Raw genomic sequence first — 15,625 nt, 5'->3', positions numbered from 1 at the left:
GAGAAGGCAAACTAGTGAGAAGCAGTAAGTAGAAAGCTGCTGTTGTTATTATGATGATTCAAAGGTACTAAAAGTAATATTAAGCTGTATTTATATTCGACAAACTCTTGACTATTCCAGATGAGTGTACTCGTAATGCAGTTAAAGGCATGACGTATGATGGTTTAATTTCTTAAAAATAGAAAGTTTTTCTCTCAATGGGAATGTATATACGAAGAGATATATGGATCGGTTTTTTGTATAAAGAAAATAATTTAACAAAATGAATATTTAGACATAAGCATAAGCAACTGCCATTTTTTATTTCCAGAAGACTTATAGTTTATATTAGAAAAATCATAATAAGTAAACCTCTGGGCTGCTTGCTATGTTCTTTGGCGCCTCGTTTATAGCTGGCCGCTCTTATCTTAGTAGTACTACCAAATGCTCTTACTCTCATGTCAACGGACATTGCGCGTTGGAAAACGCTTAAATCGGATATCGTTTTTGACCATAAATGGTACACGCTGCGGCGCGACCATGTGGAACTTCCTACTGGGCAGGTGCTTGATGATTACTTCGTTAGTGTGCGGCGCAATGTAGCCCTGACCTTCGCCGTGACTGACGATAACCATGTATTGCTCGTGCGCCAATACAAGCATGCGGCCGGCGAAATTCTAATCGAGTTGCCTGGTGGCGTTATCGACGAAGGCGAAAAATTGCCCATTGAAGCTGCCAAACGCGAGCTGCTGGAGGAAACTGGCTACGCTCCCGAGAGCATTGAGTTGCTGCTGGAAGTGATGGACAACCCCACCAAAGACACCAACCGCATCTACTTCTTCCTGGCGCGCAACGCCCACCAAGTGGCTGGCCAGGATCTTGATGAAACGGAGAACATCGAAGTATTGCGCGTGCCGCTGGCTGAGGTAGAAGGAATGGTGCTCGGCGGGCAGATTCGGGTTGCAGGTTCGGTGGCGCTATGCCTGCTCGCGCTGCGCAAGCTACAAGGCTAGTTGCCTGATCCTGGGTTTTGGGTCGAAGAGGGGCCAAGAAGCTCCACGGCTAGGTCCCTCTTCACGTTTGAGCTTGTTTATTGCTCATAATTTAGTGAGTAACTGTTCGCGGTAATGAGCGTTGAAGACCTAGATATGCTGGCGCGGAAACTCTGCCGGAACCAGCTCACCTCTTACGTCTACGCCAATGCCACCTAAATTAAAACCACTTGATCAGCAAACGATTGTCATAACTGGTGCCACGAGCGGTATCGGGCTGGCCACGGCCAAAGGAGCCGCCGCAAAAGGAGCGAAGGTTGTGCTGGCTGCGCGCAGCGAACAGGAGCTTAGTCAGGCTGCCGAAGAAATCCGCAGCAAGGGCGGCCAGGTAGCCACCGTGGTAGCCGATGTGGCCGATAAAGCCGACATCGAGCGTATTGCTCAAGTTGCCAAGACGCAGTTTGGCGGCTTTGATACGTGGGTTAATAACGCCGCCGCTTCCATCTGGGGCCGCCTGGAGGAAATCAGCAGTGAGGATAGCCACCGGATGTTCGACACCAATTTCTGGGGCGTCGTGAATGGCTCCCTGGAGGCTGTAAAATACCTGAAGCAGCACGGCGGCGCCCTCATCAACCTAGGTAGTGTGGCTTCCGATATTGCCTTTCCGCTGCAAGGCATGTATTCGGCCAGCAAGCACGCCATCAAGGGCTTTACTGATGCGCTACGCATCGAGCTGGAAGAAGAAAACGCGCCCATCTCGGTGACGCTCATCAAGCCATCGGCCATCAACACGCCCTTTCCACAACACGCCAAAAACTACATGGACAAGGAGCCGAAGCTGCCACCGCCCGTGTACGAACCTGAGGAAGTGGCTGTGGCCATTCTGCACGCCGCAGCCCACCCCGAGCGCGACATCTACATTGGTGGGGGCGGGAAGATGATGAGCACTCTTAATAAGAATTTGCCCAGCCTCATGGACTTCGTGAACAAAAAGGTGACTATGAAGCTCCAGGCCCGCGACGAGCCGCCTCGCAACCCGTCCGGTTCGCTGCACCAGCCCAGCAACGATGGTAAAGTGCACGGCGACCATCCTGGCTACGTAATGAAGAAAAGCCTGTATACCCGCGCTACCATTCACCCGGTTTTGGCTGGTGTGGCCATGGCGGCGGTGCTCGGTACTACGGTGCTGGCCTTGCAGAACAACAAGGATAACAAGAGTGAGTAGCTGCTGGCCGGCCACTCGAAAATGAAAACGGCTGTCGTTCCAGATTTGGAGTGACAGCCGTTTTTTGTTGAAAGCATCTCTGAGCAACGCGTCCCACACGTTTTATGCTCTGACAATTGCCAAAGCTAGGTCGGCCCCGACAGCGGGCAACCCGATCATGAGGGCACCACCGGTAGCCTGCTGGTGTAGCTGACCTAGGTTTTGCCCCGCCAGCGTATCCCATAAATAGACAGTGTAGCCGCCGTCTTGCAGGCCTGGAACGGTTAGATGTACTGCCAAGGGCTTGACGTTCTTTTTGATAGTGCCGGGCCGCTTAGTGGTGCTGTCCTGGCGCAGCAGCCACACGACGGCTTGCTCGGCGTCGCCGCAGGCAAACTTGGCGAAGGCCGGCGAGGAAAGCTGTACTTCGTGGTTCAGGTTGCGGCGCCGAAACCTGGCCCAGTCGATCAGGTTCACAAAGCCGGCGAGGCTGCGCTGGGCGGCCCGCATGCCGTGGGTCAGCACGTGCGGGTGGCGGTTGGGCCAGCGCATGCCGCCGCCGGCTGCGCCCGAAGCTAGGTGCGACCACTGAATGTGCCGGAAATACTCATCGTCGAAGGCCTCAGAAAGGGTGCGGCGGCGGTCCTTGAAAGTGTGAATCGGGCCATGCTCACTATCGAAGAACGGCCTAGGTACGTGCAAGTGCTCCAAGGCTTCCCGCACCAAGACGCCCGTGCAAAGGGCTGAGCCAACTGTGTCTTTGGGGTTGTCGATGGTGGCCGCGTCGTAGAAGTGAGTCGAGGCAAAATCCAGCTGTGGGTGGCGGAAGATGACGTCGGCTACGGCTGGATGGTCGCGCAGCACGGGGCCGAACAGCGACACGGTTTGCGGGTGTGTGCGGCCGTAGCACCTCATCTCCACCGCACGCAAATGGCTGCTGATTTCGCTGACGAAGTCATAAAAGGCCGCAGTGCTGTTGCCAGCATGGGCCGGGTGAATCTCGTTCCACAAATCCCAGGCAAACAGCGCCCCGCTGCCACCCCAGCGCTCCGCCGCGAAAGTCAGGCGGTTCTTGATGGCCGCGAGCATATCAGGACTCAGCAGCCACTGCATGCGGTCGGCGCAGGGCCCACCATTAAGTTGATTATAAGGATGTTTGTGCCAGCGAATCCACATCCAGAACGTGTCGTAGGGGGTGAGCAGCACGCGCATGCCGTACTTTTCGCACAAGGCAAACAGATCGTCCCAGAGGCGCACCATGTTCGGCTGAAACTGCCCCACCGGCCGCTCGATGTAGCGGTTTTCGGTCTGGCAATACTCCAGCATGAAACGCAGGCAGTTTACCCCATGACGCGCCAGCCAAGCTAGGTGCCCCTCTACAGCCGCTAGGTTTTTGCGGCGAAACAAGCCCGCAAAGTCCGGCCACGTGATGGCATCGTTCTGCCCGATAGGCGTCCAGTTCTGGCCTTCTTCCGTGATGAAGTAGGGCGCGTTGGGGGCAACCTGAATCCAGGGTAAGCTAGCTTTTGGGAGTGGTTCTTTAGGTGCTGGAGCTTTAATGGCGCTAAGCTGCATCATTTAAAGGAGAGTGTTGAAGAGAAAGTAGCGCGAAGCTCCAGCTTGCGCATCGTTGAACGATAATTAACCGTGACGTTCTGACGATTGTCGTTCAACGATGCGCGAAGCTGGAGCTTCGCGCTACATGCTTACGCCTATTGCTTCCGTCGGCCTGCCAGGATGCGGAAGAAGGAGCGGGTATTGATTTCCTCCTTGCTGAGGCCCGTGGCTACAATTTCTTCCTCCGTGATGGCGCCGCAGTTCAGGGCTTTCAGGAAGAAGTTGAGCAAGCCCTGGCCCGTAGCCGCGTCGTCGAAAATGTCGCCGGTGAGAGTGGAAATGGCGGCGCGCTCCACGAAGGTTTTGAGGCGAAATACGGCGTCGTCGTAGCTGCTGAGGAAGAAGTTGTAGGTAGCGGCGTAGCGCATGGGCAGCTGCGCCGGATTCAGGTCCCAGCCTTGGTAGAGGCCGTTGATGAGCGAGTGGGTGGTGTGGTGAAAACCCTGGCGCCAGGCGTTGTGCACCGAGTCGCGGTTTTCCTTCTGCTGCTCAAAGCTCAGGTTTTCGCCCCGGTGCGGACCGATGGGCATCACATTAGTAGCCCCATCGGAGAGGAAGATGCCGGTGCCGCCGAGGGCCACTTTGGTCATGTGGTGGGCAAAATCGCAGACGGGGTGGGCCATAGTCTGATACTTGGCCGTGATGCCTGCCGACGCGGTGTAGTCGTAGGTGCCGAAGTGCGCGGCAACGCACCGGCCTTCGCTCGCCCGAACGATGCGCATCAGCGGATTGCGGCCTTCCTCGTCCATGATGATCTGGGTGGCTTCTACCATTGTCTCCATGCGTAAGGTGCCGGGAGCTAGGTTATTGGCTTTTTCCAGCAGCTCAAACAAACGCACCATCGTAGTCATCTGCTCGGGGATGGTCACCTTGGGCAGCATCACCACGAAGTTGGCGGGCAGCTTGCCGCCGGTTTTCTCTAGCAGCGTGGTCAGGAAGATGTCGAGCGTACGCACGCCGCGGTACTTTAAATCTTCCGTAAATGGCTTGATGCGAATGCCGATGAAAGGCGACAGGGTGCCGTTTTGCATGCCCACGGCAACTTCGTTGGCTGCTTGCACAGCGGTGGCGTCTTCCTCCGCGTCGGGGCGGTTGCCGAAACCGTCTTCGAAGTCAATCCGAAAATCCTCGACGGGCTCCGTCCGGAGCTTCTTCACAATCTTGTTATAGACCGAATAAGCCAGCCAAGCATGTTCTTTTTTGCGCTCCGCTTCGCTGATAGTATCTAGGCGGGAAGTCAGCTCAGCAATGTCTTTTTCCAGCGTGGGCAGGTGCTCGTAGTTCTTCAGCTGCAGCACTTTAGCTAGCTCTACGAAGTTGGGGGCGTACGTTTTGAGATTATTTAGGGCAATGTCGCCCATGCGCACGCACGTATCCGCCTTGAACAGGTTGGCACCGCCGTACACCGTATGCACCGGCTGACGGTCGGGCTTGTCGCCGGGGTAGGTTTGCTGAAACTTGAGGTTGGCAACGCCTAACTGATTAAGTAATTGCTCTTTATCAGAATCTTGTATGCTGAGCTTCATGGGAGGGAGAAATGTAGAGACGCTATACTTTGCGTCTTTTCGTTGCTGATGTTGTTTGCCTAGGTCACTCTAGGTCGAGTTGTTCAACGTAGAGACTTCAATTGTTACGCCTCTACATCGTTCAGGAGCCACGGTAAGTGGAATAGCCGAAGGGGTTCAAGAGCAACGGCACATGGTAATGCTCCTGCGTCTGAACCGAAAAAACGATTTCCACAAAGGGGTAAAAGGTAGTCGTGCCTAGCTGGTCGAAATACGCTTGGGTGAGAAACTTCAGCTTGTAAGTCCCAAAAGCTAGGAGCTCGTCCTTGGGCAACAGGTCCGTGATGCGACCATCCTGGTTCGTGGTGCCACGGGCTAGCTCTTGCCAGGTGTCTTCGGGTTGGCTGTATAGAATGATGGAAATGCCTTGGGCTGGTTTGCCGCGGGTCGTGTCCAAGATGTGGGTCGTGAGTTGGCTCATGCGGCTAACAGCTTTTCGAGGCGAATCTGGGTAATTTTAGCTTGCTCGCCCATGGCAATCTTGATTTCATCCGCAGGCAAATTCGGGAGCCTAGCTTGGAGCAGCGCCAGCATTTCCGCCGCCGATTTGCCCGTGGCACACACAATAAAGATGTAGCCGAACTTCTCCTCGTAGCCCCGGTTGCCTTCGGCCAGCGCCGCTAGCACTTCCTGCGACGCTTGCTTCACGGCACCTTGCTCGCCAGCGGCCCAGGTGCTGGTGCTGGCAAACTTCTCTTTCAATGAGTTGATGTCGCCAATTTTGGGGTGATGCATGAAGGCTTCGAACCAGTCGCTTTCGGCTAAGTTGTACCAGATTTCGCGGGCTTTATTGAACAGCGCTTGTTCGTCAGATACAGGAAAGAGCTGGCACATATCTTCTATCCAGGCCGTGGCGCCGCAGCACTTGCCGAGTGTAAGAGCTAGGGTGGGCCTGTCGAGTTGGTTGAGTTCGGCGAGAGTCATAGGTCTTCGGTTACACCACCGTCGGGAAGCGGTTGACGTTCTTGTAGTAGATGTACACCGAAGGCTCCTTGCCCATCGTCGTGGCCCACTGTTGGCAGTAGGGCGCCATCCAGATCGAGTCGCCTTTCTTCACCGGATACCACTCCTGATCAAGCATATACACGGCCTGGCCTTGCAGGTAAAGCAGGCCGTGCTCCATGATGTGGGTTTCAACCATCGGCAGGTGCCCACCTAGGTCGTAGGTGAAGATGTTCACGGCCATGTCGAAACCTGGTTCATTGGGCAGCAGCTCCTGAATGCGCAAGGCCTCATCGTTCATATAGATAGGCGCTTTCGAGTCGTCCTTCTCGCCGAAGAAAACGCCCGGTACCGCGTAGCCCTCCAGCGGCTCATATACTTTGTGGAAAGTCAGAATCTGAGTGCCTTCCGTCGGGTTCTGAAAAAGGTATTCTTTGCCAATTGGCACGTACAAGAACTGGTTCTGGGTCAGAGTCTTCGTCTCGCCCGATACACTGACTTCAAGCTGGCCCTCTACCACGTAGAAGAAGATTTGCGAAGCCAGGGTTTTGCCCTCCAATCGGCCGCCAGCACGCAGGCTGATGATAGTTTGGCACAGACGGGCGCCCATCTGCTCGTTGATGATGACGTTGACCGTGCAGTTGGTCCAGCCCGGCACGTTGCTGTTGATATAACCGTCGGGACTGATAACGGCGTGGTTGCGCTTGACGACGGAGCGGGTCAGGGCGGAAATTTCCATAGGGTAGGAGAGTGGGAGATTATCAGTCCAAGCAGAGTCGCGGAATCGGGGTTACCAACCTAGGTGATTGTTTCAGATTTCCCGCTCAACTCGGACTGACAAGTAAGAGGAAATGAGTGAGGAAAGAAAACGGTCGGTGACGTGCAGCGCGGCGGCCAGGTCGCGCTCCTCCACGTTTTCCAGCGGATTATGGCTGATGCCCTTGAAGCAGCGCACAAATAGCATCGTGGCCGGCGCAACCGCTGAGATGGGCACTGCATCGTGGCCGGCGCCGCTCACCAAGGACACGACTTCGTAGCCGGCTTCGGTAATGGCCTGAGCCAGCAGGTTGTTCATTTCCGCATTGCAGGCCACGGGGGCGGTTTGCTGAACGAGGTTCCAGACTAGACCTAGGGTGCGGCGCTGCGCAATGGCTTCGGCGTGCGTGCGTAGCGCTTCGTAGGCGCTGGTTAAGCGCATGGCGTCGGGGCTGCGCAGGTCCAGGCTGCACGTTACGTCGCCGGGAATGACGTTGCTGGCGGCGTTGCGCACGTCGAGCTTGCCCACCGTCGCGACGATGTGCTCTTGGCGGGCGAGGCCAAACTGCTCAACGGCCAGCACGAACTCCGCCGCGCCGGCCAACGCATCCTGGCGCATGTTCATGGGCACCGTGCCCGCGTGGCCGGCCATACCGCGGAAGGTGACTTCCACGCGCTGCTGCCCGGCAATGGCCGTAACTACCGCCACCGGAATATCCCGCTCCCATAGCACCGGCCCTTGCTCGATGTGCGCCTCAAAGTACCCGAGCCAGTCGGCCGCCGGAATAGCATCGAAAGCTAGCTGCTCCACGTTGCCGCCCATTGTGGTGATGGCATCGGTGAGCGTAATGCCTTTATTGTCTTGCTTTTGTAGTAAACTTTGATCGAATGAGCCGGCCACCACTTTGCTACCTAGGTAGGTGGTGTGATAGCGCACGCCTTCCTCGTCGCTGAAGGCAATCAGCTCGATGTGGAACGGCAGCTGCACTTGCTGCTGCACGAGTTGCTCCAGCATATCCAACCCGAGTAGCACGCCAAGCGGACCATCGAATTTGCCGGCATTCACCACCGTATCGATGTGCGAAGCCAGCACGAAAGTTTTGGCCGCTGGGTTCTGGCTCACGAGTCGGGCGCGCAGGTTGCCGATGCTATCCACGCGCACGGCCAAGCTGGCGCCTTCCATCCAACTTTGCACCAAGGCACGACCCGTCAGAAACGCCGGTGTGCCGAACCTGCGCGTTATACCCTGCGTGTCTTCGCTGATAGTAGCCAGCTCCTGAATGCGCCGCATGATGCGGGTGGCGCGGGTGGTGTAGGTATCCACTTAGTGCTTGATTGTGCAGACGTTGGTTCGCGCAGAAGGCGCGGAAGATGTTCTAGAACGACTCAGCGCCCTCCGCGAAATCACTGCGCCCTCTGCGGGAACCAACGTCTGCCTTTTAAATACGGGTGATGATTTCGCCCTGGTTAAGCTGCAAGAACGTCGGACGGTGGTACACAAGTTGGCCTTTCAGAAAGGTTTGCTCCACTACGCCGCGCAGCTGCTGACCAATATAAGGCGACACGTTGTGTTTATGGTGAATCATGTCGGCCGTAACTTGAAAGGATTGCTCGACATCCAGCACAACGAAGTCAGCATCATAGCCTTTCGCGATTCTGCCTTTGCGGTGTGCCTGCCCAATGAGCTTCGCGGGGTTTTTGCTCAGCCACCGAGCTAGGTCGGGGAGCGTAGCGCCACGCTTTTGGGCCGCAGTCCAGAGGACTGGCAAAGCGAGTTGGAGCGAAGCAATGCCGCCCCAGGCCGTCGTGAAGTCACCGCTTTCGAGTTGCTTCAGATCAGGAGGCGCGGGAGAGTGGTCGGTGGCTACGAAGTCGATTATACCAGTTTGTAGCGCTTCCCAGAGCTGGTCGTTGTTGGCCTTCTCCCGAATGGGTGGGGCGCACTTAAACTGCGTTTGGCCGTCTCGAATATCCTCAGCATTGAAAAACAGATAGTGCTGCCCCGTTTCTACGGTCAGTGGCAATCCTATGGCTTTTGCCGCTGCAATGGGCGCAATGGAGTTGGCCGATGACAAATGCACGATATGCGTGGGACAGTTGTACTCCTCGCACAACTGAATCATCAGCGCCACCGCTTCGTCCTCCCAGGCTTTAGGCCTAGAGGCTAGGTAGTTCTGGTAGGAGCGTTTGTTGCCTAGCTTCCAGGTATTGTCGTCTGTGGTCAGCTCGCAGTGCACCAGCAGCGGCAGGCCGTGGCGCGCCAAGATCGGCATCACTTGCCGCAAGTCCTGCTCGGTAGCATTGGGGAAATCGTCGATGCCGGAGTGGGTCAGGAAGGCTTTAAAACCTAACACGCCGCGGGCAATCAGGCCTTCCACTGCGCCCGCATTGCCGGGTACGATGCCACCCCAAAAGCCGCAGTCCGTGTGTAGTTGACCTTTCGTAGCAGCTAGCTTCTGCTCAAGATTAGCCACGGAAGTCGTTACGGGAGCCGAGTTCAGCGGCATATCCACGAGTGTTGTGACTCCGCCGGCCAGGGCGGCGCGGGTGGCCGTGTTGAAGCCTTCCCATTCGGTGCGGCCAGGCTCGTTGATGTGCACATGCGGGTCAATCAGGCCAGGCAACAGGGCCCGGTCTTGCACGTCGAGCACGGGGCAATTCACGGCGGTGCCAGTGGGCACTACGTCGACAATGCGGCCATTTTCCACCAGTACCAACGCTTCTTGTATTCCTGCGGGCGTGACGACACGCGTACTTTTTATTCCTGCCTCCGGCATGTGGTGTGCGCTTTTTCTCTAGATTGAGAGCCTTCTCTTTAAAAGAAAGCTGAACAAAATGAATATAAAATTGGGAATCAATGCCTACGGCAAAAATGCGGTTAACCTGTCCAAAATCATCCGGCACGCCGACCACCACGAGTTCCGGCAAGTGTCGGTGAGCGTAGCGCTGGAGGGGGATTTCGACACCGCACATACCCTAGGTGACAATTCTAAGATTTTACCCACTGATACTCAAAAAAACACGGTGTACGTGCTGGCCAAAGAGCATTTTACCTCTACCATTGAAGAGTTCGGCTTGTACCTGGCTAATTATTTCCTCACCAACAATCCACAAGTCAGCAAAGCCAGAATCGAGATTCTTGAACACGCCTGGCAGCGCATGACCTTCGATGGCAACGCATACACGCACGCTTTCACGGGGGGCAGCACCGAAAAGCGCCGCACCATTGTGACGCAAACGGCTACCGGCGTGCAGGTATCATCTGGTTTGCAAGATCTACTTCTGCTGAAAACCACCGACTCAGCCTTTGAGAACTACATCAAAGACCAATACACGGTGCTGAAAGAAACCGCCGACCGCATCCTGGCTACCAAGTGCGAGGCTATGTGGGAGTACACCACGACTGGCCTCGATTTTGAAGCTACTTACCAGAAGATCCACACATCGTTGCTGCACACCTTCGCCCACCATAAAAGTCTTTCGGTGCAGCAAACCTTATATGCCATCGGCGAGCAGATTTTGCTCGATAATGCAGTGGTGAAGGAAGTCAGCCTCATTATGCCCAACAAGCATCACATTCCCTTCAACCTAGAGCAGTTTGGGGTGGAAAACAAGAATGAGATTTTTATTGCCACTGATGAGCCGTTTGGCTACATCACCGGTACAGTGGTGCGAGACTAGGTGTGGCGCGCAGCGCTGCTTTGCATATCGTTGTACGACTTGACCTAGGTTGTAGAGTATAGTTCAGTGATACGCGCAGCGCAGGCTTCGTGCTACAGTCCGTTTTTCACCGCAATAAGCTGCGCGGCGATGCTAATGGCTATTTCCTCCGGCGTCTGACTCTTAATCGGCAAGCCAACCGGCGCGTGTAGTCGCTCCAGCTGCTCCGGCGAGATGCCTTCAGTTCGGTAGTCACTTAGCATCTTCTCAATCTTTTTCTGGCTGCCGAGCACGCCCAGAAACTTTAGGTTTTTGTTCAGCAACGCCCGAAGCGCCACATCATCCGTGCGGTAGCCGAAAGTCATAACCACAACATATTGGTTTTCTCCTTCGGGCACCAGCGTAGCTAGGTCGCTGTAGCTGTCTACCACGGCCTTTTTGTGAGCGTAGTTATTGGCTAAGAAGGTGTTGAGCTCGGGCCGGTCTTCGTAGAGCCGGATGTGGAAGTCGAGCGGGCGCATGAGGCGGGAGAGAGCCAGCGCACAATGCCCGCCACCAATGATGTGCAGTTGGTTCTTATACCCTAGCTTTTCCTGGTAAAGCCAATCTTCTTCCGACGCTTGCGAGAAGATATAATCCTGACCTAGGTCCTGATCAAGCTCAAAGGCTAGCCCTGCCGGCGACAACGTGAGCCCGCCCGCCTGCTCCAGTTCCAAAGCGTTGATAATTCTCTGTACCGCAGCCTCATCAGCCGGACGCACCGGATAAAGCAGGATGGTCTGCTCGCCGGAGCAAATCATGCCGCTCTGGTCTTTGGAAGCCGTTTTGTTGTGAATTTGGCGGTGGAGGCTAGATTGCGGCGCGGGTTGCGCGAGCCGCTCGTGGGCGAGCTGCACCAGCTTGTGCTCCATAATGCCGCCTCCGATAGAGCCCTGCATGGCGCCGGCCGCATTCACGATCATCCGAAAACCCTGCCGGCCTGGACTGCTGCCGGTACTTTGCACCACATAAAGCAGCATCGCCGGTACGCCTCGCCGCAGACTTTCGCTAAGAAGTTGCCACGCGGCTAAGGCTCGTTTCATGCAAGTTGGTAGCGCCCGTGCCCGTTGGCGGATATAAGCCCAGCAATACCTTTTCGGGCGTCAGCGGGGCATCAAAAGCGAGGGGAGAAGCAGGGTTGAAGGCTTTAATGGCGTTGCGCAGAGCGAAGTACGTTCCGATGCCGTACATAAACGGCGGTTCGCCCACTGCTTTGGAGCGCAAAATAGCTAGGTTGTCTGTATCGGTATCCAGTGCATCAATGGCTATTTCCTGCGGCACCGAGTAGATGTCCGGGATTTTATAGGTCGACAGCGTATTGGAGCGCAGACGACCAGCTTGGTCATAAAGCAGCTCCTCCAGCGTCATCCAGCCAATACCCTGCACAATCCCACCTTCAATCTGCCCGCGGTCGATGGTTGGGTTCATACTGGCGCCGAAGTCGTGTACTACCTTCACCGCATCCACCGAGTAAGTGCCACGCACGCAGTCGACCGTAGCAACTGTAATGGCCGTGCCATAAACGTGGTAGGCAAACGGATGGCCTTTCTCAGTCTTCTTATCAAAGTGTACCTCCGGCGTGGCGTAGTGTGCATGCTCTGAGAGACTTACGCGCTTCAGGAACGCCGCCGTTACCAGCTTTTTCCAATCCAGCGCCGTTTCTTCGCCATGCAGCAGCACTTGCTCATTCTTCAGCTCGATGGCTGTTTCGGGTGCTTGTAGCTCCTGCGCAGCCACTTGCTTCAGGCGTTCTACAATAGCCAGGCAGGCGAGTTGCACGGCTTTGCCGTTGAGGTCGGCGGTGGCGCTGGCGGCGGAAGGTGAGGTGTTGGCAATACGGTTGGTGCTGGTGGTCTGCATGCGCACCTTCGCCGGATTAATCGAAAATACCTGCGCGGCCACCTGCAACATCTTGGTATTCACGCCCTGACCCATCTCTACCGCCCCGGTGCTCACCTTCACGCTGCCGTCGTAGTAGACGTGTACCAAGGCCCGCGCCTGGTTCATGGAGGTGTTGGTGAACGAAATGCCAAAGCAGATCGGCATGAACGACAAGCCTTTCTTAAGCAGCGTATTGCTGGCGTTGAAGCGTTGCACTTCCTGGCGCAGCGTTTCTACATTGTATAAACTTTCCGCTTTGTGCCAGCAGGCGTGCGCCTCACTCACAGCCTTTTGCCCAAAAGGAAACTCGTCGCCGGTCTTGTTCAGGTTTTTCTTTTGAATAACGCAAGCGTCAATACCTAGCTCCTCCGCCACTTTCGCAATAGCCGACTCCATCACAAACTTGGCCTGGGGGCCACCAAAGCCACGAAAAGCAGTATTCGGTGGCAAGTGCGTGCGGCAGCTGTAGGCCGTAGCGCGCACATTCGGAATGAAGTAGGTGCTGGTCGTATGAAACAAGGTCCGCTCCATGATGGCCGGTGACAAGTCAGCCGCGGCCCCGGCATTCTGGTAGAAGTCTACTTCGTAAGCTAGGATGTTGAGGTCTTTGTCGAGCCCAATCTTGAAGTCAGAGGAATACGGGTGACGCTTGCCGGTCATCTGCATGTCTTCAAGCCGGTCGAGCACGTACTTCACGGGTTTACCTAGGTGATACGCAGCCAAAGCACACAACGCCACCCACGCATTGGCCTGATCCTCTTTGCCACCAAACCCCCCACCCAGGCGAATCACGTCGACTTCTACCTGGTGCATAGGTACTCCGAGCACGCGGGCCGCCGTGCGCTGGCTGGCCGTAGGGCTTTGCGTTGAGGAGTAGATCTTTAGTTCGCCGTTCTCCTGCGGAATAGCGTAGGCACATTGCGTTTCGATGTACAGGTGCTCCTGGCCATTTGTATCAGCGGAGCCCTCCACCACGTATTCACAGTGCTCCCAGGCTAGCTCGGGCGCACCTAGCTTGAAGGTGCGCGGCGGCACAATCAGTTCGCCCTGGGCATGCGCCACGCGCGGATCGGTAATAACGGGCAACGGCTCAATGGCTGCTTTGATCTTGCGCACGGCAGCTCGTGCCGCGTGGTCAGAAGTAGCTACCACGAAAGCAATTGGCATTCCGCAGAAATCTACCTCGTGCTCAGCCAGAAGCGGCTCGTCGGGAATGATGCCGCCGATCTGGTTTTCGCCAGTGATGTCCTTGTGCGTGAAGATGCGCACCACGCCCGGCTGTTGCATGGCTTCCGCTAGGTACAATTGCTCAATATGCCCGTGCGCCACGGGCGAGATAAACGCCGCCCCGAACAGCGTGCCCGCGACGAGCGGAATGTCATCCAAATAGAGTGACTGACCCTTGACGTGGGTGCTGGAATCAATGTTCTTCATAGTAGTACTCGAAATCGAAGAGGTAGAGACACCTACCTTGAGTCTGTCTCAGTCGTTGCTGATCTTGTTTGCCCCCACGCTACTCTGAATCTGGCGTTCCACGATGAGACACAAGTAGGTGTCTCTACACGTGCCTACCGCAGCAATTTCGTCGCATTCAGCTGCGGAAACAGTGTTAGGAAATGTGCCTTGATTAATTGACTGAGTAGAAGTCGCTTGTATGTCTCAGTGCCTCGCGCATCGCTGATAGGTGCGATTTCCAACTGGGCTAGCGCTACCGATTCTAAAATTATCTCTTCCGAAATCTCCCTGCCGACCAAATAGGTTGAAGCCTTAGGTAGCAACCTCGGTGTGGGACCCACCCCACCAGCCGAAAGGCTAGCTGCCGTGATAAAGCCGTCAGAAACGGTCAGGTGGCAGGCTGAATTGACACTGGCAATATCCAGGTGCGTGCGCTTGCTAACCTTCTCGAAGTTGAACTTTGTGTGCGCATCGGGTAGCTCAAACCAGATAGCTGTGATGCTCTCCTGCGGTGTTTTGACCAACTGTTTATAGCCTTGATAAAACTCCCGCAACGCCATTTGCCGCGCCATTTCGCCATCACTAAGCACCAACTGTGCATTCAGCGCCAAAAACATAATCGTCAGGTCACCAATGGGCGAGGCATTAACGAAGTTGCCTGCCACCGTAGCCATGTTCCGGATGGGCGTGGATGACACTAGGCGCAAAAAGCTACGAAACTCAGGGAAGAACTCGCGCAGCACCGTCGATTCAGCTAAGTCCGTTACGGTAGCTGCGCCACCAATTACGCACCGATTACCTTCTCGTGTAATACCTCGTAAGCTAGGTTGATCGAAAAGAAACTGAGCGGTCAGCTCCCGCATTGTTTCATGCTTTTGCACGTAAAGGTCCGTGCCGCCACCTACAAACTGGGGCACGCCATCAGGCACGCGACCGTTTAGCCTAGCTTCCGCAGCCAGGGCCCGCAACCTAGGTTTAATGCCAGCAAAGTAGTCAGGCAAGATCTGCCGCTGAGCCACAAATGTTGTGGGTTCCTCCCCATTGCGCTCTTCCAGCAAATGTGCCACGCGGGCCGCCGCCCGCTCAATGGACTTGTAGCCGGTGCAGCGGCAAATATTGCCGTCCACAGCCGCAACCGCATTTTGGCAAGTAGCTTCTTTTTCGCTCAAGCAAAAGCCTGCCAGCGACATCACAAAACCTGGCGTGCAGAATCCGCACTGCGTCGCCGATTCGTCCACTATCGCCTGCTGAATTGGGTTAAGTCCTTTTTGGTTAAGGCCTTCCACCGTTACCACGTGCTTGCCTTGCAGGTTGCCGAGGGGGGTGAGGCAAGAGGTAAAGGAGCGGTACCGTAGCTGGGCGCCAGTAAGTTCGCCTACCAACACTGTGCACGCGCCACAGTCGCCTTCCCGGCACCCGATCTTAGTTCCTTTCAGATGCTGGTCGTAGCGGATGTAATCGAGCAGCACGGTGCCTGTCGGTAGCGTTGTGCTTACTTCCTGGTTGTTGAGAATGAACTTTAGCAAGAGGAAAAA

At 55.6% G+C, this 15,625-nt stretch carries 13 protein-coding genes; 3 read left to right on the top strand and 10 right to left on the bottom strand.

The window, feature by feature from the left end; all coding sequences use genetic code 11:
* Positions 1-437 precede the first annotated feature (437 nt).
* Positions 438-992: an NUDIX hydrolase gene (locus IEX74_RS10150; RefSeq protein WP_188813684.1), complete on the top strand. Its 555-nt coding sequence runs from the start codon at positions 438-440 to the stop codon at positions 990-992.
* A gap of 187 nt (positions 993-1,179) precedes the next feature.
* Complete coding sequence (locus IEX74_RS10145) at positions 1,180-2,196, top strand: SDR family oxidoreductase (protein WP_188813682.1); 1,017 nt, start codon at positions 1,180-1,182, stop codon at positions 2,194-2,196.
* Between the two features lie 102 nt (positions 2,197-2,298).
* Here IEX74_RS10145 and IEX74_RS10140 read toward each other — a convergent pair whose 3' ends face one another.
* From IEX74_RS10140 to allB, 7 genes are all read right to left on the bottom strand, one after another.
* Entirely contained in the window at positions 2,299-3,753 is a 1,455-nt protein-coding gene (locus IEX74_RS10140; RefSeq protein WP_229755192.1) for a glycoside hydrolase 5 family protein, read from the bottom strand.
* 134 nt (positions 3,754-3,887) lie between these two features.
* Entirely contained in the window at positions 3,888-5,318 is a 1,431-nt protein-coding gene (locus tag IEX74_RS10135; protein ID WP_188813680.1) for a DUF6986 family protein, read from the bottom strand.
* A gap of 121 nt (positions 5,319-5,439) precedes the next feature.
* Positions 5,440-5,778 carry a hydroxyisourate hydrolase gene (uraH, locus tag IEX74_RS10130; RefSeq protein WP_188813679.1) on the bottom strand — a complete coding sequence of 113 codons (339 nt, stop codon included), beginning with the start codon at positions 5,776-5,778 and terminating at the stop codon, positions 5,440-5,442.
* Positions 5,775-6,281, bottom strand: a complete 507-nt coding sequence (gene uraD / locus IEX74_RS10125; RefSeq protein ID WP_188813678.1) for a 2-oxo-4-hydroxy-4-carboxy-5-ureidoimidazoline decarboxylase — start codon at positions 6,279-6,281, stop codon at positions 5,775-5,777. Before uraD ends, uraH begins: the two co-directional genes overlap by 4 nt.
* Before the next feature lie 10 nt (positions 6,282-6,291).
* A complete protein-coding gene (gene allE / locus IEX74_RS10120; RefSeq protein ID WP_188813677.1) occupies positions 6,292-7,038 on the bottom strand; it encodes a (S)-ureidoglycine aminohydrolase in 747 nt (248 codons plus the stop codon).
* A 72-nt stretch (positions 7,039-7,110) separates the two neighbouring features.
* On the bottom strand, positions 7,111-8,379 hold the full coding sequence (locus IEX74_RS10115) for an allantoate amidohydrolase (protein WP_188813676.1): 1,269 nt from the start codon (positions 8,377-8,379) through the stop codon (positions 7,111-7,113).
* A 115-nt stretch (positions 8,380-8,494) separates the two neighbouring features.
* Positions 8,495-9,832 carry an allantoinase AllB gene (gene allB / locus IEX74_RS10110; RefSeq protein ID WP_188813675.1) on the bottom strand — a complete coding sequence of 446 codons (1,338 nt, stop codon included), beginning with the start codon at positions 9,830-9,832 and terminating at the stop codon, positions 8,495-8,497.
* 58 nt (positions 9,833-9,890) lie between these two features.
* Here allB and pucL point away from each other — a divergent pair, with 58 nt between their 5' ends.
* A complete protein-coding gene (gene pucL, locus IEX74_RS10105; RefSeq protein WP_188813674.1) occupies positions 9,891-10,736 on the top strand; it encodes a factor-independent urate hydroxylase in 846 nt (281 codons plus the stop codon).
* Between the two features lie 92 nt (positions 10,737-10,828).
* Here the strand turns inward: pucL and IEX74_RS10100 are convergent, their stop codons facing one another.
* The 3 genes from IEX74_RS10100 to IEX74_RS10090 form a co-directional block, all read right to left on the bottom strand.
* Entirely contained in the window at positions 10,829-11,797 is a 969-nt protein-coding gene (locus IEX74_RS10100; RefSeq protein ID WP_188813672.1) for an XdhC family protein, read from the bottom strand.
* Positions 11,763-14,069 (bottom strand): xanthine dehydrogenase molybdopterin binding subunit, encoded by a 2,307-nt coding sequence (locus IEX74_RS10095; protein WP_188813670.1) that lies wholly within the window; start codon positions 14,067-14,069, stop codon positions 11,763-11,765. Before IEX74_RS10095 ends, IEX74_RS10100 begins: the two co-directional genes overlap by 35 nt.
* 134 nt (positions 14,070-14,203) lie before the next feature.
* Positions 14,204-15,616, bottom strand: a complete 1,413-nt coding sequence (locus IEX74_RS10090) for an FAD binding domain-containing protein (RefSeq protein WP_188813668.1) — start codon at positions 15,614-15,616, stop codon at positions 14,204-14,206.
* Positions 15,617-15,625 lie beyond the last annotated feature (9 nt).

Source organism: Hymenobacter cavernae (assembly GCF_014641455.1).
Taxonomy (GTDB): Bacteria; Bacteroidota; Bacteroidia; order Cytophagales; family Hymenobacteraceae; genus Hymenobacter; species Hymenobacter cavernae.
This window is presented reverse-complemented; position numbering and strand designations above follow the sequence as displayed.